The sequence below is a fragment of the Pseudomonas sp. LB-090624 genome (genome assembly GCF_003205205.1).
Lineage (GTDB): Bacteria > Pseudomonadota > Gammaproteobacteria > Pseudomonadales > Pseudomonadaceae > Aquipseudomonas.
Window position 1 is genome coordinate 63,123 of record NZ_QJRL01000006.1, and the last position, 20,033, is coordinate 83,155.

Annotated in this window: 20 protein-coding genes; 13 read left to right on the plus strand and 7 right to left on the minus strand. The window is 63.9% G+C overall.

Features of this window, described 5'->3' with window-relative positions:
• Nucleotides 1-26: 26 nt before the first annotated feature.
• The 9 genes from DMX11_RS08720 (at nt 27) to DMX11_RS08760 (ending at nt 10,951) form a co-directional block, all read left to right on the plus strand.
• Nucleotides 27-746 carry an ABC transporter permease gene (locus DMX11_RS08720; protein WP_110744145.1) on the plus strand — a complete coding sequence of 240 codons (720 nt, stop codon included), beginning with the start codon at nt 27-29 and terminating at the stop codon, nt 744-746.
• On the plus strand, nt 743-1,453 hold the full coding sequence (locus DMX11_RS08725; protein ID WP_110744146.1) for an ABC transporter permease: 711 nt from the start codon (nt 743-745) through the stop codon (nt 1,451-1,453). The genes DMX11_RS08720 and DMX11_RS08725 overlap by 4 nt, the downstream gene beginning before the upstream one ends.
• A gap of 16 nt (nt 1,454-1,469) precedes the next feature.
• Nucleotides 1,470-2,714: an FAD-binding oxidoreductase gene (locus tag DMX11_RS08730; RefSeq protein ID WP_110744147.1), complete on the plus strand. Its 1,245-nt coding sequence runs from the start codon at nt 1,470-1,472 to the stop codon at nt 2,712-2,714.
• Between the two features lie 22 nt (nt 2,715-2,736).
• Nucleotides 2,737-3,519 (plus strand): amino acid ABC transporter ATP-binding protein, encoded by a 783-nt coding sequence (locus DMX11_RS08735; protein ID WP_110744148.1) that lies wholly within the window; start codon nt 2,737-2,739, stop codon nt 3,517-3,519.
• A 354-nt stretch (nt 3,520-3,873) separates the two neighbouring features.
• Complete coding sequence (locus DMX11_RS08740; protein WP_110744149.1) at nt 3,874-4,677, plus strand: gamma-glutamyl-gamma-aminobutyrate hydrolase family protein; 804 nt, start codon at nt 3,874-3,876, stop codon at nt 4,675-4,677.
• Between the two features lie 623 nt (nt 4,678-5,300).
• The gene (kdgD, locus tag DMX11_RS08745; protein WP_110744150.1) at nt 5,301-6,212 is read left to right on the plus strand and encodes a 5-dehydro-4-deoxyglucarate dehydratase; all 912 of its coding nucleotides are present in this window, start codon (nt 5,301-5,303) and stop codon (nt 6,210-6,212) included.
• Between the two features lie 104 nt (nt 6,213-6,316).
• A complete protein-coding gene (locus DMX11_RS08750) occupies nt 6,317-7,681 on the plus strand; it encodes an MFS transporter (RefSeq protein ID WP_110744151.1) in 1,365 nt (454 codons plus the stop codon).
• A 78-nt stretch (nt 7,682-7,759) separates the two neighbouring features.
• Nucleotides 7,760-9,313: a galactarate dehydratase gene (gene garD, locus DMX11_RS08755; protein ID WP_110744152.1), complete on the plus strand. Its 1,554-nt coding sequence runs from the start codon at nt 7,760-7,762 to the stop codon at nt 9,311-9,313.
• Nucleotides 9,314-9,370: 57 nt separating this feature from the next.
• A complete protein-coding gene (locus DMX11_RS08760; RefSeq protein ID WP_110744153.1) occupies nt 9,371-10,951 on the plus strand; it encodes an aldehyde dehydrogenase (NADP(+)) in 1,581 nt (526 codons plus the stop codon).
• Nucleotides 10,952-11,018: 67 nt separating this feature from the next.
• On the opposite strand, the gene DMX11_RS08765 is transcribed toward DMX11_RS08760, so the two are convergent.
• Entirely contained in the window at nt 11,019-11,768 is a 750-nt protein-coding gene (locus DMX11_RS08765; RefSeq protein WP_110744154.1) for a FadR/GntR family transcriptional regulator, read from the minus strand.
• Between the two features lie 197 nt (nt 11,769-11,965).
• Here DMX11_RS08765 and DMX11_RS08770 point away from each other — a divergent pair, with 197 nt between their 5' ends.
• Nucleotides 11,966-12,616: a DUF998 domain-containing protein gene (locus DMX11_RS08770; protein ID WP_110744155.1), complete on the plus strand. Its 651-nt coding sequence runs from the start codon at nt 11,966-11,968 to the stop codon at nt 12,614-12,616.
• 74 nt (nt 12,617-12,690) lie between these two features.
• Nucleotides 12,691-13,020 carry a hypothetical protein gene (locus DMX11_RS08775; protein ID WP_110744156.1) on the plus strand — a complete coding sequence of 110 codons (330 nt, stop codon included), beginning with the start codon at nt 12,691-12,693 and terminating at the stop codon, nt 13,018-13,020.
• 89 nt (nt 13,021-13,109) lie between these two features.
• On the opposite strand, the gene DMX11_RS08780 is transcribed toward DMX11_RS08775, so the two are convergent.
• The gene (locus DMX11_RS08780) at nt 13,110-14,324 is read right to left on the minus strand and encodes a YeeE/YedE family protein (protein WP_110744157.1); all 1,215 of its coding nucleotides are present in this window, start codon (nt 14,322-14,324) and stop codon (nt 13,110-13,112) included.
• A 144-nt stretch (nt 14,325-14,468) separates the two neighbouring features.
• Between DMX11_RS08780 and DMX11_RS08785 the strand changes: the two genes are divergently transcribed.
• Nucleotides 14,469-15,377, plus strand: coding sequence for a LysR family transcriptional regulator (locus DMX11_RS08785; protein ID WP_110744158.1), 909 nt, complete (start codon nt 14,469-14,471; stop codon nt 15,375-15,377).
• Here the strand turns inward: DMX11_RS08785 and DMX11_RS08790 are convergent, their stop codons facing one another.
• The 4 genes from DMX11_RS08790 to DMX11_RS08805 all read right to left on the minus strand — a co-directional run bounded on the left by DMX11_RS08790 (nt 15,378) and on the right by DMX11_RS08805 (nt 18,439).
• Nucleotides 15,378-15,896, minus strand: a complete 519-nt coding sequence (locus tag DMX11_RS08790; RefSeq protein WP_110744159.1) for a DMT family transporter — start codon at nt 15,894-15,896, stop codon at nt 15,378-15,380.
• 146 nt (nt 15,897-16,042) lie between these two features.
• Nucleotides 16,043-16,624, minus strand: coding sequence for a hypothetical protein (locus DMX11_RS08795; RefSeq protein WP_110744160.1), 582 nt, complete (start codon nt 16,622-16,624; stop codon nt 16,043-16,045).
• Nucleotides 16,625-16,721: 97 nt separating this feature from the next.
• Nucleotides 16,722-18,014: a sorbosone dehydrogenase family protein gene (locus DMX11_RS08800; protein WP_110744161.1), complete on the minus strand. Its 1,293-nt coding sequence runs from the start codon at nt 18,012-18,014 to the stop codon at nt 16,722-16,724.
• Nucleotides 18,011-18,439, minus strand: coding sequence for a DUF2231 domain-containing protein (locus tag DMX11_RS08805; protein WP_110744162.1), 429 nt, complete (start codon nt 18,437-18,439; stop codon nt 18,011-18,013). Before DMX11_RS08805 ends, DMX11_RS08800 begins: the two co-directional genes overlap by 4 nt.
• A 249-nt stretch (nt 18,440-18,688) precedes the next feature.
• Between DMX11_RS08805 and DMX11_RS08810 the strand changes: the two genes are divergently transcribed.
• Complete coding sequence (locus DMX11_RS08810) at nt 18,689-18,979, plus strand: hypothetical protein (protein WP_110744163.1); 291 nt, start codon at nt 18,689-18,691, stop codon at nt 18,977-18,979.
• A gap of 15 nt (nt 18,980-18,994) precedes the next feature.
• Here DMX11_RS08810 and DMX11_RS08815 read toward each other — a convergent pair whose 3' ends face one another.
• Nucleotides 18,995-19,807 (minus strand): class I SAM-dependent methyltransferase, encoded by an 813-nt coding sequence (locus DMX11_RS08815; RefSeq protein ID WP_110744164.1) that lies wholly within the window; start codon nt 19,805-19,807, stop codon nt 18,995-18,997.
• Nucleotides 19,808-20,033 lie beyond the last annotated feature (226 nt).

Here is a 20,033-nt window from a genome sequence, read left to right on the forward strand (position 1 = left end):
CGCATAACCTGCCCAAGAGGTTCGTCATGCTCGATCAATTGTCCTTGCTGTCTTTCGCCAGCGGAGGCTGGGGCCAGGCGTTGCTGGCCGGTGCGCTGGTTACCGTTTCCCTGGCCCTGGCCTGCCTGCCCATCGGCCTGCCCCTGGGCCTGGTGGTCGCGCTGGCGGCGCGCTCACGCAAACGCCTGCCACGGGCTTGGGCGACCACCTTTTCTACCGTGTTCCGCGGCCTGCCCGAGCTGCTGACACTGCTGATCATCTATTACGGCTGCCAGATTGCCGCGCAGAAGATCCTCGCCGCCATGGGCTACCAAGGTGAGTTCATCATCAACACTTTCCTCGCCGCCATGATCGCTTTCAGCCTGGTGTTCGCTGCGTTTTCCAGCGAGATCTGGCTGGCCGCCTTCAAGACCCTGCCCAAGGGCCAGCTGGAAGCCTGCTCGGCGCTGGGCCTGAGCAAGCGCACCGGGTTCTTCAAGGTGTTGCTGCCACAACTGACCCGCATCGCCCTGCCCGGCTTGTCAAACAACTGGCTGTCGCTGCTCAAGGACACCTCGCTGGTGTCGACCATCTCGCTGGTCGACCTGATGCGCCAGACCAACCTGGCGGTGAGCGTGACCAAGGAGCCGATGTTCTTCTATGGCGTCGCCTGCCTGGGCTACCTGCTGTTCGCGGCACTGTCCGGGCGGGTGTTCGCCTTCATCGAAAGGCGCAGCAACCGCCACCTGCAAGGAGCACGCGCATGAGCCTTGATCAACTGCTGGCACTGGTGCTCGACCCCGACTTGCTGGAGCGCTATGGCCCACGCTTCCTCGACGGCCTGCTGGTGACCGCCAAGCTGGTGGCCATTTCCTTCAGCCTGGGCGCCGTGCTCGGCCTGCTGCTGGCCCTGGCGCGCATGTCGCGCAGCCTGCTGCTGCAGCGCATGGCCGCCGGCTATGTGTATTTCTTCCGTGGCTCGCCACTGCTGGCCCAGCTGTTCCTGCTGTACTACGGCCTGGGCTCGCTCAAGGGCTTCTGGCAAGACGTCGGCCTGTGGTGGTTCTTCCGCGAGGCGTGGTTCTGCACCTTGCTGGCATTCACCCTGAACACAGCCGCCTACCAGGCCGAGATCTTCCGCGGCAGCCTGATGGCCGTCGCCCCTGGCCAGCACGAGGCTGCACGCGCACTGAATCTCAAGCGTTCGACCACCTTCTTCAAGGTGATCTTGCCGCAGTCGCTGCTGGTGGCGATCGGCCCGCTGGGCAACGAACTGATCCTGATGATCAAGGCCAGCGCGATTGCTTCGCTGGTGACCATCTACGACCTCATGGGCGTGACCAAACTGGCCTTCTCGCGCAGCTTCGACTTCCAGATCTACCTGTGGGCTGCCGTGCTCTACCTGGTGATCGTCGAACTGGTGCGGCGCCTGCTGAAACACCTGGAAGCCCGCCTGGGCCGCCACCTGAACTGACCGAAGGATACGTTCCATGCATTGCCAGACCCTTGTCCTCGGCGCCGGCATCGTCGGCGTCAGCACCGCCCTGCACTTGCAGGCCCGTGGGCGCCACGTGATCCTGATCGACCGCGACGAACCGGGCAGCGGCACCAGCCACGGCAACGCCGGGCTGATCGAGCGCTCCAGCGTTATTCCCTATGCGTTCCCCCGGCAACTGGGTGCGCTGCTGCGCTACGGCCTGAACCGCCAGCCCGATGTGCGCTACAGCCTGATGCACCTGCCCAAGGCCGCACCGTGGCTGTGGCGCTACTGGCGCCAGTCCGCCCCCGGGCGTTTGGCGGGGGCTGCCGCCGACATGCTGCCGCTCGTGCAACGCTGCGTTGAAGAACACGATGCGCTGATTGCAGCTGCCGGCCTTGAGGGCCTGGTGCACGCCAAAGGCTGGATCGAGGTATTCCGCGACCCGGCGTTGTTCGAGCAGGCCAAGGCCGATGCCAAGGGCCTGAGCCGTTACGGCCTGCAGTTCGAAATTCTCGAATGCGCCCAGTTGCAGGCCCGCGAGCACCAACTGGACGCCACCGTGGTCGGCGGCATCCACTGGCTCGACCCCAAGACCGTGAACGACCCCGGTGCCCTCACCCGTGGCTATGCCGCGCTGTTCAAGCAACGCGGCGGGGAGTTCCTGCATGGCGATGCGCGCAGCCTGCGCCAGGCAGGCGACAAATGGCAGATCGACAGCCGCCGCGGCCCGATCATCGCCGACGAGGTGGTGGCCTGCCTTGGCCCGCAGTCGGCCGACGTGTTCAGCGGCCTGGGCTACCAGATCCCGCTGGCGATCAAACGTGGCTACCACATGCACTACGGCACCCGTGATGGCGCGCAGCTGGAGCACTCGATCTGCGATACCCAGGGTGGCTACGTGCTGGCGCCGATGGCGCGCGGTGTGCGCCTGACCACCGGCATCGAGTTCGACGCCGCCAGTGCGCCTGGCAATGAGATTCAGCTGGGGCGCTGTGAAGCCCTGGCGCGCAAGTTGTTCCCGGCCCTGGGCGAACGCCTGGATGACACACCGTGGCTGGGGCGCCGCCCCTGCCTGCCCGACATGCGCCCGGTGATCGGCCCGGCGCCGCGCCACCCAGGGCTGTGGTTCAACTTCGGCCACGCCCACCACGGCCTCACCCTGGGCCCGGTCAGCGGCCGCCTGCTGGCCGAGCTGGTCACCGGCGAGCGCCCCTTCACCGACCCCGCGCCGTACAGCGCGACCCGTTTCGACTGAACCCACGCGGGAGAACAACAAGATGACCGCACCCTTGAGCCTCGCCAACCTTGCCCCCGAACCCGACCCGCGCCCGGTGCTGATCCGCATCGAAGGCCTGAACAAGCACTACGGGGCGTTCCACGTGCTGCGTGACATCGACTTGCAGGTGCGCGAAGGCGAACGCATCGTACTGTGCGGGCCGTCGGGCTCGGGCAAGTCGACACTGATCCGCTGCATCAACCGCCTCGAAATGGCCCAGCAGGGCAGCATCCTGGTAGACGGCATCGACCTCGCGTCCACCGGCCGGGAGGCAGCGCAGGTGCGCAGCGACATCGGCATGGTGTTCCAGCACTTCAACCTGTTTCCGCACATGAGCGTACTCGACAACTGCATGCTGGCGCCTACCAGCGTGCGCGGGCTATCGCGCAAGGACGCCGAGGAACGGGCGCGCATGTACCTGAGCAAAGTCGGCATCGAAAGCCAGGCGCACAAGTACCCCAGCCAGTTGTCTGGCGGGCAGCAGCAGCGCGTGGCGATTGCCCGGGCGCTGTGCATGAAACCGCGGATCATGCTGTTCGACGAACCGACTTCGGCGCTGGACCCGGAGATGGTGGCAGAGGTGCTGGATGTGCTCGTGCAACTGGCCGGCACCGGCATGACCATGCTTTGCGTGACCCATGAAATGGGCTTCGCCAGGCAGGTGGCCGAGCGGGTGCTGTTCCTCGAGGGCGGGCAGATCATCGAGGACAGCCCGCCGCAGGTGTTCTTCAACCAGCCGCGCACCGAGCGGGCCAAGGGGTTTCTGGCGCAGATACTGCACTGATCGGAGGCCTGTCACCCCGGCCCCACAAGGGCCGAGGTGACTTCAAGCGACCTAATCATTGCACGGCTGCAAAGACCCGACTGCATCGTTAAATATTATTGACCTTACCCCCCGCCAAACCCACGCCACGACAGGCCCGCATCGGTTTCAGCCCCCGAAAACCGGCGCCTCCCCTGCGGTAAAGCCCGCTTCCGTCGTTTGACATATCGAACGGCTCTGGCAAGCTATCTACAGGCCCCGACCGGAATCGTCACCACGACGAGCCGGCAGTGCTCGGGGCTACAGGCAGCACTCAGAGCCCCGCGCCGTGCGCCTGCACAACAACGACAGGCTGAACCTGTCCCAAGGTGACATATGTCCAACAGCAACATTGGCAACAAGCAACCTTCCCTGCGCAAACCCGTCGTCCTGATGACCATGGGCAGCCAAGAGCGCAAAGGCCATGACTATCAGGTCATGACCCACAAATACATTACCCCGCTGGTCGAATTCTCCGATTGCGTCCCGGTGCTGGTCCCCACCTGCTGCGGCACCGAAGACCTCGACACCTACCTGGACATGGCCGACGGCGTGTACCTGACCGGCGCTGGCAGCAACATCGACCCGGCCCTGTACGGCCAGGAAAACCAGACCCCCGGTAAAGGCCAGGACCAGAATCGCGACCTGTTCGATATTCCGCTGGTCAAGGCAGCGCTCAAGCGTGGCCTGCCCATCTTCGGCATCTGCCGTGGCATGCAGGAAATCAACGTGGCGCTGGGTGGCGACATCTACCAGAAGGTGTACGCAGAGCCTGGCTTCAACGACCACCGGGAAAACCCCGAAGACCCAGTCGAGGTGCAGTACGCCCAGGTGCACAGTGTGAAGATCAAGCCGGGCAGCTGGCTTCGTGACACCCTGGGTACTGACGAGATCCGCGTCAACTCGCTGCATGGCCAGGGCCTGCACAAGCTCGGCGCTGGCATCGAGGCAATCGCCCACGCCGAAGACGGCCTGGTCGAAGCCATTCATGCCCCGAGCATCTCGCCGTTCCTGTTCGCCGTGCAGTGGCACCCGGAGTGGCAAGCGGCGAAGAACCCTGATTCGATCAAGATTTTCCAGGCGTTCGGTGATGCCTGCCGGGCCCAGGTACGTAAGGCGCAGATCAAGCGCGCAGCCTGACCTTCGGTTTCCTCTGCTTTGATCGCGGGGCGGCGCAAGGCCGCCCCCGTTTCCCCGGTCACCCTCTGCTGGTCCCAGAACGCTTCCCGTGGAATCGGGCGGTAGGCTTGTGCCTGTCTCCGCGATCGTTTTTTCTCCCCACCTCAAGAGATACGATGACTGCTATGTGGTTGTCGTCATATCTGCTGCGCCGGTGAGATCGCGCGCCGCCCGCGCGGCGCATCGCGAGCTGCGCTCGCTCCTACGTTTGTTTCGGGCCAATTTTTCCTGTGGGATTTGCGCGCGTACGCCTTGGCGCATGGCGCGATATCGCGTCGTACAAACCAGGCGGTCGCGCGCGCCTGTCACAGGCGTTACTGGCCCGAAACAAACGTAGGAGCGAGCGCAGCTCGCGATGCGCCGCGCGGGCGGCGCTGGATATCCGCGCCACCGCCATTCTCGAACTGAACACCTCGACACCTGAACACCTGAACACCTGAACACCTGAACACCTGAACACCTGAACACCTGAACACCAAAACAAAAAATTCCGAAAAGGGACTAGTCATCTTTGAGGTTGTACGATAACTTACCTCCAACGCAAAACAACACCTTCACCCAAGCGCCACAGGATGCCAACAACAATGAACCCTCAAGAACTCAAATCCATCCTTTCCCACGGCCTGCTGTCTTTCCCGGTCACCGACTTCACAGCCCAGGGCGACTTCAACCAAGCCGGTTACATCAAGCGCCTGGAATGGCTTGCCCCGTACGGCGCCAGCGCCCTGTTCGCCGCCGGTGGTACCGGTGAGTTCTTCTCCCTGGCAGCCAGCGAATACAGCCAGGTGATCAAGACTGCCGTCGACACCTGCGCCACCTCGGTACCGATCCTTGCCGGTGTCGGTGGTTCCACCCGCCAAGCCATCGAATATGCGCAAGAAGCCGAGCGCCTGGGTGCCAAGGGCCTGCTGCTGCTGCCGCACTACCTGACCGAAGCCAGCCAGGACGGCGTCGCCGCCCACGTTGAAGCCGTGTGCAAATCGGTGAAGATCGGTGTGGTGGTCTACAACCGCAACGTCTGCCGCCTGAACGCCGACCTGCTGGAAAAACTGGCCGAGCGCTGCCCCAACCTCATCGGCTACAAGGACGGCCTGGGTGATATCGAGTTGATGGTGTCGATCCGTCGCCGCATGGGCGATCGCTTCAGCTACCTGGGTGGCCTGCCGACCGCCGAAGTGTATGCTGCCGCGTACAAGGCGCTGGGCGTGCCGGTCTACTCCTCGGCGGTGTTCAACTTCGTGCCGAAGACAGCCATGGACTTCTACAACGCCATCGCCCGCGACGACCACGCCACCGTGGCCAAGCTGATCGATGATTTCTTCCTGCCGTACCTGGACATCCGTAACCGCAAGGCAGGCTACGCCGTGAGCATCGTCAAGGCCGGCGCCAAAATTGCCGGTTACGACGCCGGCCCGGTACGTACCCCGCTGACCGACCTCACCGCCGAAGAGTACGAGATGCTCGCCGCGCTGATGGACAAGATGGGCCCGCAGTAAGCGTCGCCTGCGGCCTGCCAGATGCCGCGCCCGGAGTGGGCTAGCCCCACTCCGGTTACAATTCGTGAGCCCGCACAAAAATAACTAGTGGGAGTATTACCAGCATGCAAGCGACTAAGAAGACGCATGTGCGCTACCTGATCCTGTTCATGCTGTTCCTGGTGACCACGATCAACTATGCCGACCGCGCTACCATTGCAATCGCAGGCTCCAGCCTGCAAAAAGACCTCGGCATTGACGCCGTAACCCTCGGTTATATCTTCTCCGCCTTCGGATGGGCTTACGTGGCTGGCCAGATTCCTGGTGGCTGGCTGCTCGACCGCTTCGGTTCCAAGAACGTCTACGCCTTCAGCATCTTCACCTGGTCGCTGTTCACCCTGTTGCAGGGTTTTGTTGGCGGCCTGCCGGTGGCCTGGGCGGTGGTGACCCTGTTCACCCTGCGCTTCCTCGTCGGTTTCGCCGAAGCCCCGTCGTTCCCGGGCAACGCCCGTATCGTCGCGGCCTGGTTCCCTACCCAGGAACGTGGCACTGCCTCGGCCATCTTCAACTCGGCGCAATACTTTGCCACCGCCCTGTTCGCACCGATCATGGGCTGGATCGTGTTCAGCTTCGGCTGGGAGCACGTGTTCGTGGTGATGGGGGCACTGGGCATCATCTTCTCGATGGTATGGCTGAAGACCATCTACAACCCGCGCCAACACCCACGCATCAGCCAGGATGAACTCCAACATATCGAGCAGAATGGCGGGCTGGTCGACATGGACCAGAAGCGCGGCAACGATGGCCCGAAATGGGGCTACATCAAGCAACTGCTGACCAGCCGCATGCTGCTGGGCGTTTACCTGGGCCAGTACTGCATCAACGCCATCACCTACTTCTTCCTCACCTGGTTCCCGGTGTACCTGGTGCAGGAACGGGGCATGACCATCCTCAAGGCTGGCTTCATTGCCTCGCTGCCGGCGGTATGCGGCTTCATTGGCGGCGTGCTGGGTGGGGTGATCTCGGACTGGCTGCTGCGCCGTGGCAACTCGCTGACCTTCTCGCGCAAGCTGCCGATCGTCTGTGGCCTGCTGTTGTCGACCACCATGGTGTTCTGCAACTACGTCGACGCCGAGTGGATGGTGGTCGGCTTCATGACCCTGGCCTTCTTTGGCAAAGGCATCGGCGCGCTGGGCTGGGCGGTAGTGGCAGACACTTCGCCAAAGCAGATCGCCGGGTTGTCGGGCGGCCTGTTCAACACCTTCGGCAATATCGCCTCGATCACGACGCCGATCGTCATCGGCTACATCATCAGCGCTACCGGCTCGTTCAAGTGGGCCCTGGTGTATGTAGGCGCCAACGCCCTGGTGGCCGTGTTCAGCTACCTGGTGATTGTCGGCCCGATCAAGCGTATCGAGCTGCGCGACGATGCCCCGAAGCCACAGGCTGAGCCTGCCGCCAACGGCGAACTGGCCAGCTCGCGTCACTGAGTGAACACGCCCGCGCCGGCTGGTCCGGTGCGGGCGGATGTACAAAAAGCCTGAGAACCTGACAAGTAGGGCCCAAACATGCAGTTGATCGAACATTCCGACTCGCCCCGCTACGTCCGCCTGCACGACGACGATAACGTTGTGGTTGTGGTCAACGACGGTGGCCTGGGCGAAGGCGCCCGCTTCGCCGACGGCTTGACCCTGGTCGAAGGCGTGCCACAAAGCCACAAGGTTGCCACCGTGGCCATCGCCAAGGGCGAGCCCGTGCGCCGCTACGGGCAAATCATCGGTTATGCGCTGGAAGACCTGCGCCAGGGCAGCTGGGTGCAAGAAAGCCAGCTGGCCATGCCCGCTGCCCCGGAGCTGGACAGCCTGCCGCGCTGCGATGCCGTGCCACCGCCACTGCCGCCGCTGGAAGGCTTTACCTTCGAAGGCTACCGCAACGCCGACGGCACTGTCGGCACGCGCAATATCCTTGGTATCACCACCACCGTGCAATGCGTAACCGGCGTGCTGGAACACGCGGTCAAGCGCATCCGCAGCGAACTGTTGCCCAAATACCCCAACGTCGATGACGTGGTGGCCATCACCCACAGCTACGGCTGCGGCGTGGCAATCAACGCCCGCGACGCCTATATCCCGATCCGCACCGTGCGCAACCTGGCGCGCAACCCCAACTTGGGCGGCGAAGCACTGGTCATCAGCCTGGGCTGCGAAAAACTGCAGGCCGGCCAGGTCATGCACGACAACGACCCGTCGGTGGACCTCAGCGACCCGTGGCTGTACCGCCTGCAGGACGCCAGCCTGGGCTTCGTGGAAATGATCGAGCAGATCATGGCACTGGCCGAAACCCGGCTGAAGAAGCTCGACCAGCGCCGCCGCGTCAGCGTGCCGGCCAGCGAACTGATCCTCGGCATGCAGTGTGGCGGCAGCGACGCATTCTCGGGCATCACCGCCAACCCGGCGCTGGGCTATGCCGCCGACCTGTTGGTCCGTGCCGGCGCCACCGTACTGTTTTCGGAAGTGACCGAGGTGCGCGACGCCATCTACATGCTGACTTCGCGTGCCGAAAACCAGGACGTCGCCGAGGCGCTGGTCCGCGAGATGGACTGGTACGACCGTTACCTGCAGCAAGGCGCCGCTGACCGCAGCGCCAACACCACACCGGGCAACAAGAAAGGCGGCCTGTCGAATATCGTCGAAAAATCACTGGGCTCGATCGTCAAGTCTGGCAGCGGTGCCATCCAGGGCGTACTCGGCCCGGGCGAGCGCGTCAACCGCAAGGGCCTGATCTTCTGCGCCACCCCTGCCAGCGACTTTGTCTGTGGCACCCTGCAACTGGCTGCCGGCATGAACCTGCACGTCTTCACCACTGGCCGCGGCACCCCCTATGGCCTGGCCATGGCACCGGTCGTCAAGGTGTGTACCCGCACCGAGCTGGCCCAACGCTGGCCTGACCTGATCGACATCGACGCCGGGCGCATCGCCAGTGGCCGCTCGTCCATCGAGGAACTGGGTTGGGAGCTGTTCCACTACTACCTGGACGTCGCCAGCGGTCGCAAGCAGACCTGGGCCGAACAGCACCGCCTGCACAACGACATTACGCTGTTCAACCCGGCGCCGATCACCTGATGAGTCAGGATGCCTGAATAGCCTTCTTCCTTCCGCTACTTCTACAGGAGCACCCCTATGCCTGAAATCCTCGGCCACAACTTTATCGCCGGCCAGCGCAGCGCCGCTGGCGCCCAGCGCCTGCAAAGCCTGGACGCAAGCACAGGCGAAGCCCTGCCTTACAGCTTCGCCCAGGCCACCGAAAATGAAGTGGACCAGGCCGCCAAGGCCGCTGCCGCCGCCTTCGCCGAATTCCGTCAACTGGCCCCGGTTCGTCGCGCCGAATTCCTCGACGCCATCGCCGCCGAACTCGACGAACTGGACGACGCCTTCGTCGCCATCGTCTGCCGCGAAACTGCCCTGCCTGCCGCCCGTATCCAGGGCGAGCGCGGTCGTACCAGCGGCCAGATGCGCCTGTTCGCCCAGGTGTTGCGCCGGGGCGACTACCTCGGTGCACGCATCGACCTCGCCCTGCCCGAGCGCCAGCCGCTGCCACGCGTAGACCTGCGCCAGATGCGCATTGGCGTCGGCCCGGTCGCGGTGTTCGGTGCCAGTAACTTCCCCCTGGCCTTCTCCACCGCAGGCGGCGATACGGCCGCAGCACTGGCCGCCGGTTGCCCTGTGGTGTTCAAGGCCCACAGCGGCCACATGGCCACCGCCGACCTGGTAGGCTGCGCCATCGTGCGTGCCGCGCAGCGTACCGGCATGCCCAAGGGTGTGTTCAATATGGTGTTCGGTGGCGGTGTGGGCGAGTGGCTGGTCAAACACCCGGACATCCAGGCCGTTGGCTTCACCGGCTCGCTGAAGGGCGGCGATGCCCTGTGTCGCATGGCCGCCGAGCGCCCACAGCCGATTCCGGTGTTCGCCGAAATGTCCAGCATCAACCCGGTGATCATCCTGCCAGGCGCTCTGGCCAAGCGTGGCGAAGCCATTGCCCAGGAGTTGGCCGGCTCCGTGTGCATGGGGGCCGGGCAGTTCTGCACCAACCCGGGCCTGGTGATCGGCCTGCAATCGCCACAGTACAGCCAGCTGCTGGCCGACCTGGGCCAGCACTTGGGCCAGCAGGCCGGGCAGACCATGCTCAACGCCGGTGGCCTGCGCAGCTATGTCGGTGGCCTGGCGCACCTGCATGCCCATGCCGGTATCGAGCACCTGGCCGGCCAGGCACAAGAAGGCAACCAGGCCCGTGCCCAGCTGTTCAAGGCCGATGCCCGTTTGCTGGTCGAGTCTGATCCACTGCTGCAGGAAGAAGTCTTCGGCCCCACTACAGTGGCCGTGGAAGCACAGGACAACGACCAGTTGCGCGCCGCCCTGCTCGGCCTGCGTGGCCAACTGACCGCTACCCTGATCGGCGAGCCAGAGGACCTTGAGACCTTTGCCTGGCTGGTGCCGCTGCTGGAAGAAAAAGTCGGGCGGATCCTGATCAATGGGTACCCGACCGGTGTCGAGGTGTGCGATGCCATGGTCCACGGTGGCCCCTACCCGGCCACCTCCGACGCGCGTGGCACCTCGGTCGGCACCCTGGCCATCGACCGCTTCCTGCGCCCAGTGTGCTACCAAAACTACCCGCAGGCACTGCTGCCTGAGGCACTGCGCGACGGCAACCCGCTGGGGCTGCGGCGGTTGGTGAATGGGCAGTGGACTGACGGAGCGATCTGAATTCACTCCACTTGAAAACAGGAAAGCCCCGTATCAACGGGGCTTTTTCATGTGCCTGTACCGGGCTTCAGGCGCCTTGCGCCTCTGCCTCCTCATGCGCTTGACGCAAGCGCTCGCGGCTGTTGCTCAGGTGCATGCGCATGGCCATCTTCGCCCCTTCGCTGTCACGCCTGGCAATGGCTTCGTAGATGGCTTCATGCTCATGCCTCAAGCGGCTCATGTAATGGGCCTGGTCATCATGCGCCAACCGCGCCGAATTCAGCCGGGTGCGCGGGATAATGCTGGTACCCAGGTGGTTGATGATGTCGGCGAAATAATGGTTGCCACTGGCTTGGGCGATGCGCAGGTGAAACTGGAAGTCCGCCGACACTGCATCGGTGGCGTGCGCTGCCCCTTCGTTCAACTCGTCCAGCGCCGCACGCATGCCGGCCAGCTCTTCATCGCTGCGCCGTTGTGCCGCCAGGCCAGCCGATTCGATTTCCAGGGCTATGCGCAATTCCAGCACCGCCAGCACTTCACGCAGGGTGACCACAGTCGCCGGGTCGATGCGAAAGCCCCCGGTCGCCGGGGCATCCAGCACGAATGTGCCGATGCCATGACGCGTCTCGACCTGCCCGGCGGCCTGCAGCCGCGAGATCGCCTCGCGCACCACTGTGCGGCTGACGCCCTCTTCGGCCATAATCTGCGACTCGGTCGGCAGCTTGTCGCCGCGCTTGAGCTGGCCGCTGCGAATGCGCTCGGTCAGCACCGTGACCAGTTCCTGGGCCAGACTGCGCGGCTTGCGCCGGGTCCTTGCCTGTACCTGCTGCTCTGTCATTGCCCTGTATTTCACCTTGAAAGACAGCGCTCATCATAGCGCAAGCGGTTGTACGATCACATACACCTGGTGCGGTATTTATCACCCAGTTTTCCCGCGGGGTACCCCGAAAAAACGGCGGAAATACTGGCCTGGAGCCTGCGCAAGCCTGTACCGTGCAGGTTCACGCTCACCTATCCATGGAAGGAAACCGCAGCATGAAAACCCTCGACCGCCTGTTGCTCGGCAGCGGCTTGCTGATTCCCCTCTGGCTGCTGGCGGGGGTATGGCTCACCGCCCAGGCCTACCCCGGCTACGACCACCTGCAACAGGCGATGAGCCAGCTCGGCGCTGTAGGTTCGCCAACTCACGACTGGTCCCCACGGGTCAACAACTTCCCCCTCGCGGCGTTGTTCATCCTGTTTGCCTGGGGCCTGGCGCGACGCTGGCAGGGTTCTAAGCTGGCGTTGCTCAGCGCAGGCCTGGTGTTGCTGCATGGCCTTGGCAGCCTGGGCGCAGGCTGGTTTCCTTGCGACCAAGGTTGCGCCCCGGCCCAGCCGTCCACCTCACAGCAACTGCACAACCTGTCAGGCTTGCTGATGTTCCTCTCGCTGACACTGGCTAGCGCCCTGTGGGCCTGGCTGGGCAACCGTATCGCCGGCAGCCGGCCACTGGCGCTGTTTTCCCTCGCCTGCGTGATCCTGGCCATCGTCACCGTCGCGCTCATGGGCCAGGCGGCCCAAAGCGGGCAGCTATTCGGCCTGTACCAGCGCCTTAACTATGGGGTAGCGGTACTGTGGGTCGCCGGCCTGGCCTGGGCCAGCCTGCGCAGGCCAGCGGTCAGCCCGCTGCGCATGGCCGCGATCTGAGGGCAAATTGCTGGCCCCCAGCCTGTCAAAGCGAAGGCAAACTTCGTTCTCCTTCAGATGCTTAGGACAGCAACATGCGAGTACTTCTAGCAACGATGGCCGGCTGCCTGCTGGCCACGCTCGCCTTCGGCGCCCAGGCACGGGCGCTAAGCCAGAATGATCGCCACACGTGCGGCTGGGGTGCACAGATAGCGGGTGAAGCCCAACAGGCCAAACTATCCGGGGTAACCTTGTATGCCACGCGCAAGAAGCTTCAGGTGCGTAAATTCCCCAAGCCTTGGATGCGCATGACAGCATTCGGCATTACCGAGCAAACCTACAACAGCCGTTCAAGGCTGAAACCTGCGGCGATAAAGCAGACGTATTACGAGCAGTGTGTGCAGCATGCTGTAGCAAAACGATAACGTATTATTTTCATAGTGTTACGAATGAAAGTTAACGTTTTGCAACAGCACCGCTTGCAGCGGTTTTACAGCCATGCTGCGATACCGTCTCAGCAGCCGTTCAGCACCGCCGGGCGGCGTTCACCGGCAAAGAACAGCGGGCGCAAGCGCACGCCGATCAGGTTGCCCGTGTACGCCGCCACCAGCCACAGCCAGCCGTGCAGGCTGCCCGAGGCAATGCCGCTGAAGTACGCACCGATGTTGCAGCCATAGGCCAGGCGCGAGCCGTAGCCCAGCAACAGGCCGCCAATCACCGCAGCCACCAGCGACGGCAGCGGGATTTTCAGGCTGGGTGCAAAGCGCCCGGCCAGCCCCGCAGCCAGCAGGGCCCCCAGCACGATGCCCAGGTCCATGACCGTGGTGATGTCCTGCCACAGTGGCGAGGCCAATGCCTTGGCGTTAGCCGGTGCCTGCCAGAACACCCAGCTACCGACATCCACACCCAGGCCGTTGAGGGTTTTGGCACCCCACAAGGCGAAGGCCGAGGTAATACCCCACGGCCGCCCTGCCAGCGCCAGCGTTGCGTAATTGAGCAAGGCCAGGGCGACCGCGCCCCACAGCAGCGGCCATGGCCCCCGCAGGAAGCGGCGCAGGCCTTGGTGCTCACTGGCGACCGGCGCTTCAAGCCCGCCATGGCGGCGCTTTTCCAGCACCACCGTGGCCCAGGCGATCAACCCGAACACTGCCAGGCTCACCAGCAGCGCCGGCGCTACGCCCCAGGCTTGCACGATCGAGGTGGCCGGGAACGACGGCAAGGCGAACCACCAGTCGGCATGGTGGGTGGCCGTGACCGACCCGATGATGAAGAACAACAGGGTCACCAGCATGCGCGCATTACCGCCGCCCACGGTGAACAGTGTTCCCGATGCGCAACCGCCTCCCAGTTGCATGCCGATGCCGAAAATGAACGCACCGAACACTACCGAAACTCCTGCCGGGGCCACCAGACCAGTGACCGGATTGCCGAACAGGCTGCCCGCCGACAGCGCCGGGAAGAACAGCAGCACAGCCAGGGCCAGCATGACCATTTGCGCACGCAGGCCCGCCCCCCGGCGTTCGTTGATGAACACCCGCCACGCCGAGGTGAAGCCGAAGGCGGCGTGGTACAGCGTCAGGCCCAGCGCGGCGCCGACCAGCAGCAGCAAAACCTGCTTGAAGCCGGCATTGAGGTTGAGGAACCAGGCACCGGCCAGCAGCAGGCCCAAGGCGATCAGAGGGGCGCCGAGGCGACGCGGTTCGGGTGTGGCAGTTGCGGAAAGACCCATCGGATTACTCGGATATCAATGAAACGGATGCGGAGTATACCCCCAACAGCTGACGCGGTCCCTGTAGGGGGGGGGGGCCTCGAGAGGTCAAGGTATTTGTTAAGCTAATCGGCAGTGCCAGAACTGACCAAGAGCATTCACCTCATGGATGAACTGCGCAAGATCGACCTCAACCTGCTACTCGCCCTGCACGCCCTGCTCAGCGAAAAGCACGTGACCCGTGCCGCCCTGCGTCTGCACCGCAGTCAGCCGGCGGTCAGCCACGCCCTGGCACAGCTGCGCAAGCACTTCGACGACCCCTTGCTGGTCCGCCAAGGTGGCAGCATGACCCTGACCGCCCGGGCCCAGGCGCTGGCGCAGCCGCTGCAGGACGCACTGGGCAATCTGAACGGCCTGCTGGCCACGCCGCAGTTCGAGCCGGCCAACGCCCGGCGTCGGTTCCGGCTGTCGCTGTCCGACTACTCTTCGCGCATCGTCCTGCCACCGCTGATGCGTCACCTGCGCCAAGTCGCCCCTGGGATAGACCTGGCGATCAGCCAGGCCAGCCGTGAAACCATGCTGGCCCAGTTGCTCGACGGCGAACTGGACCTGGCCCTGGGGCTGTTCCCCGACCTGCCCCACGACATTACTGCCCAGCCGCTGTTCGCCGACAGCTTCGTCAGCGTGGCCGATCGCCAGGTGCTGCCCGCCAGCGGCGTCCTGGCCCTGGAGGACTGGCTGGCACGCCCGCATGTATTGATGGCCATGCGCCCTGATGCTTTCGATGAAATAGAACGTGCGCTGGCTGCCCAAGGTTTGCAGCGCCGTATAGCCCTGGCCCTGCCACACTGGAGCGCAGCCCTGGAGGTGTTGGCCGGTACCGACCTGATCCTGACGGTGGCCAGGCGCGCTGTAGGCTCGTTGCGCCAGCACAAGACGTTGCGTCAGTTCACCCCGCCGCTGGTCATCCCCGCGTTCGATTACCAGCAAGCCTGGCACAGCCGCAAGGACCGCGACCCCGGGCACCGCTGGTTGCGCGAAACCGTGTGGGCCTGTAGCCAGCCAGGGCGCTGATCACCCTTCAGGTTGTTTCACGGCAGCTGTGCTGCTGGCAGCAGGCCCAGCGCCCCAGTTGCCCTGTACCAACAGCATGCCGCACAGGATCAGCACAACGCCCGCCAGCCTGGCCAGGCTGAGCGGCTTGCCGCCCAGCCCCATTACCCCGAAGTGGTCGGCGAGCACTGCCGTGATGATCTGCCCCGCCACTACCAGCACCAGAAACCCGGCTGCACCCAACTTATGGGTAAGCGCCGCCGCGGCGGCCACGTACATCGCCCCCAGCACACCACCGATCCATAGCCACCAGGGCCCCTGCAGTGCCTTGCCCATGTCCGGCGCCGGTACTCTCAGGACCAGTAACGCGGCAATCACCACCAGCGAACTGACCGTCAACGATGCGAACGCCCCCCATAACCAGTGCCCCAGCGTCCGGCCCACGGCAGCGTTGGCCGCAGCCTGAAATGGCAGCACCGCGCCGGCAAGCAGCGCCATGGCCACCGGTAGAACCAGTACAAGCATTGTCTTACTGAACATGGCTAACGGCTTCCCACCTGTCGATGCCGTTCATGATCGCCAATCAGCGTTGCTGATGGAAATCAAAACCCTGCACCCAGGGCATTCGCAACATGCATGATTGAGCAGCTTCACAGGTGGCCAGCTGCTCGCTTGCCCTTCAACCCTCAGCGCGAGGTTTCGATGCGCAGCACTTCGGTATAGATCGCGTCCACTGTCTGCCCTACCTTGAGATTCTTCATGCGCGCCTGCAGGTCAGGGTTCTCGACCTTGACTACCTGCAGCTTGCCTTCCGGGGGCAGCAGGCTTACCTCATGCTTGTCGAGGTCGATCTTCTTGATCTGCGAGGTCACCCTGACCTGGCGGAATGCCTCGCCGCCAGGGTTGGGGTTTGCCGCTGTAGCACGAATGGTTCCGGACTCTTCAGTTGCCTTGGGTGCCCCGCCCACCTCGGTGTTCAGCACGTACGCCACCGCGCGCGTCACGTAGATGTCGACTTGGTCACCTACCTTGAGGTTGGGCAGCGCCTTGGCCTTTTCGGTCAGCTGGAACGTTACATCCTGCTTGTCATTCGGGCCCTTCACCGTGACCTGGCGGTTGGCCAGGTCAATCGCGGTGACTTGGGTGGTGACATGGCTTTCCAGCGCCTCGCTACCGATGGGGACATCGGCAGCCTGCACTGCGAAGCTGGCAACAGAGGCCAGGGTGGCAAGGGCTACAGCACGAGCGAGAGTGCGAATCGGGTTCATAGGCCTGCATCCGTGTAATCAAGTCCAAGGGCGCGTGAAACGTTCACGCGCCAACAAGCATAGCCATCCCCGGCAAGGTTGCCGGGGATGGCCTGGCTCAGCGGTTACGCGTGACTCGCCACAGGGTGTTGGCCAAATCATCGGCAATGATCAACGCCCCACGCGGGTCCACCGTCACCCCCACCGGCCGGCCACGGGTCTTACCGTCCTCACCGCGAAAGCCTGTCGCAAAATCGATCGGGTCACCCGCCGGCTTGCCATTGCTGAATGGCACGAACACCACCTTGTAGCCCACCGGGTTGGGCCGGTTCCAGCTGCCGTGCTCACCCACGAACACACCGTCGGCAAAGCGCTCGCCCATGGCCGGGATGGAGAAGTCGACACCCAATGCCGCCACGTGCGAACCCAGGCTATAGTCCGGCTTGATCGCTGCCGCTACCTTGTCCGGATTCTGCGGCCGCACCCGCTCGTCCACATGCTGCCCCCAGTAGCTATAGGGCCAACCATAGAAACCACCTTCGCGTACCGAAGTCAGGTAATCAGGCACCAGATCGGGGCCCAATTCATCCCGCTCGTTGACCACCGTCCACAACTGCCCGGTCTGCGGCTGGATGGTCAATGCCGTCGGGTTGCGCAGGCCAGTGGCGTAAGGGCGGTGCGCGCCGGTTTCGGCATCCACCTGCCAAACCATGGCGCGGTCGATCTCCACTTCCAGGCCACGCTCGGTGATGTTGCTGTTCGAGCCGATACCCACGTACAGATAGCGACCATCCGGGCTGACTGTCAGCGCCTTGGTCCAGTGGTGGTTGATCTCGGCCGGCAGGTCGGTGACCTTGGTTGGCGGGCCGTCGGCCTGCGTCTGGCCTGCCTGGTAATCAAAGCGCACCAGCGCGTCCTGGTTGGCGACATACAGCTTGCCATTGGCGTAGGCCAAGCCGTACGGTGCGTTGAGGTTCTGCGCGAATACCGTCTGCATCTCGTAGCTGCCATCACCATCGGCATCGCGCAGCAGCGTCAGGCGGTTACCGCCCTTGACCTGGGTATTGCCCTTGGCCTTGATCTGGCTGGCGATCACATCCTTGGGCTTGAGCTTGGCCGCGCTACCGCCCCGGCCTTCGGCCACCAGGATGTCGCCATTGGGCAACACCAGGCTCTGCCGCGGGATTTTCAGGTCGGTGGCGATGGCCGTTACGCTAAAGCCCTCAGGCACGGTCGGTTTCTGGTCACCCCAGGAAACCGGCTGAGCAATCTTCATGCTCGGCAGCAAGCCACGTTGCGGCTCCGGTAACTTCGGGTCGGGGCCATGTGCCTGGGTCGGCTCGCCGTCGCCACCACAGGCAGTCAGCAATACCGCCACGCCCAACAGACCAAGTGCGTGAACTGGCTTCATGCCACACCTCCCGAACGCAGGTTGCTCAAACCGGTCCACGCGGCCACCACCGCGAGCACGGTCACGATCACCGACAACACCAACCCGGCAGGCATCACCGCCCAGGCGTCCTTGGCATGTTCAAACGCATTGATCAGCCCAAGCACCCAGGTCACCAGCAGCAACACGAAGTACAGCGTAGGGCGCCCGCCCTTGGGCTGGGCACGGATCAGGTTGGCCAGCGCGAACAACAGTGCCAGCCCACAGAACACCAGGCCACCGGCAATCAGCCAGGCGGCGAAGTTACTCCACTGGATCTGGTAGCTGTTGTAGTAGGCGACATCGCTCAGCAGCGCGCCCAGGAACAACGGCACACTGCCTGCCAACAGCAGGGCGTGCAGCGGGCTGGGCGTACAGCGGTAGAGGGTTTGGTCAGATACGGTCACGGTGCCTCCCTTTCATTCAGTGACCCAGGGCTGATGGGCTTGTGCCATCAGGCGAGCGCAACGTGCGCTTAGCAAGGGAGCCCCTTGACGACGCGATAGTTCACCGCTTCGCTCGAATGGAATAGGGTGGAGGGGCAGGTTCACCCGTAAAGGTCGCAACACGGTGCATGGCACCGGCGTTGCCCTTGACCGCGAGTGAACACACGCCTACAGACGACAGCGCCCCTGCTGACACCGAGGAGACAACGCATGAGCAGCAAACCGATTGGCCCGTGCCCACCCTGGGTGCTGACCACCCTGCTCGCCCTCAGCCTGGTGCTCACGGCTGGATGCTCCAGCAAAGCCCGCTATGCCACACCTGCGGTGGGCTCCAACTGCTTCGCCAAAGCCGTGCCCACGACCGGTGAAGGGGGTCTGGCCTGGGGCAATACCCTGAGCATTGCCCGGCAGAAATCAATGAACAATTGCATACGCTATGCCAGCCGCTCGGGGGGCGCGCCGAGGACTTGCCAGGTGGTGATGGCCAAGTGCAAGAACTGAACAGCCGGCCAACTGCTACCTCCGGGTGAGCACCACCTCAAGGTATTCACTGGGTACCACCAACGACGAGGGGCCGGCGATGTTGCGCTCATCCAGCAACTGGGTCAGGTCCCTCTCCAACTCCCTGGCCGCCTCCTGCTCCAGCGAAGCGAACGCTTTGTGCACCGGCCCATACCAGGTACGGAACACCTCGATGAAATGCGCTGGCGAGCGGTAACGGAAGTTGAACTGCTGCCGGCTGACCTGCACATCACCCAGCGCCCCTTCGAACAGCACCCGCAACTGCTCCTCATCGCCCCAGCGTGACGGCGGCAGTGCGCCGGCTGGCGGCGGGACGTGGCGCCCGAGAACCTTGAACATCTGCCCGACAAAGCCTTGTGGGGTCCAGTTGGCCAAGCCGATGCGCCCACCAGGCCGACATACCCGCGCCAACTCACGGGCGGCCTGCGCCTGGTCTGGGGCGAACATCACGCCGAAAGTGGAAAGCACCGCATCGAAGGCACCCTCGGCAAACGGAAGCGCTTCGGCATCGGCAACCTGGAACAGTACATTCAGGTGTTCGGCCTGGGCCCGCTCCTCACCACGCTTGAGCAATTCGGGCACATAGTCGGTGGAGGTGACGCGGCAACCGCGACGGGCAGCCGCCAGGGTGGCATTGCCATTACCGGCGGCAACATCCAGCACCTGCTCGTCCCAGCGCAGGTCACAGGCTTCGGCCAAGCGTTCGCCGACCAGTTGCAGGGTGGTGCCGATCACCGCGTAATCGCCGCTGGCCCAGGCGGTTTGCTGGCGGGCTTTGAGGGCATTGGTATCCAAAGGGGTGCTCATGGTCTGCGCCTTCTAGTCGTGCGCGGCCGAGGTCCTTCTGGCGGTGTACGCGCCGTGGATCGAGGAGTGGGGGCAAAAACAGTACGCGCTTGGCAGGCGAAGCAGCAAGACCAAATGGGGATAAAGGCAAGATTCAAGCGATATATGAAGGCGGCTGCCCGTATCGCCGGCAGGCCAGCGCCCGCAGAATTGCAACAGGGCTGAGGCCTGCGCGACACCTGTGGGT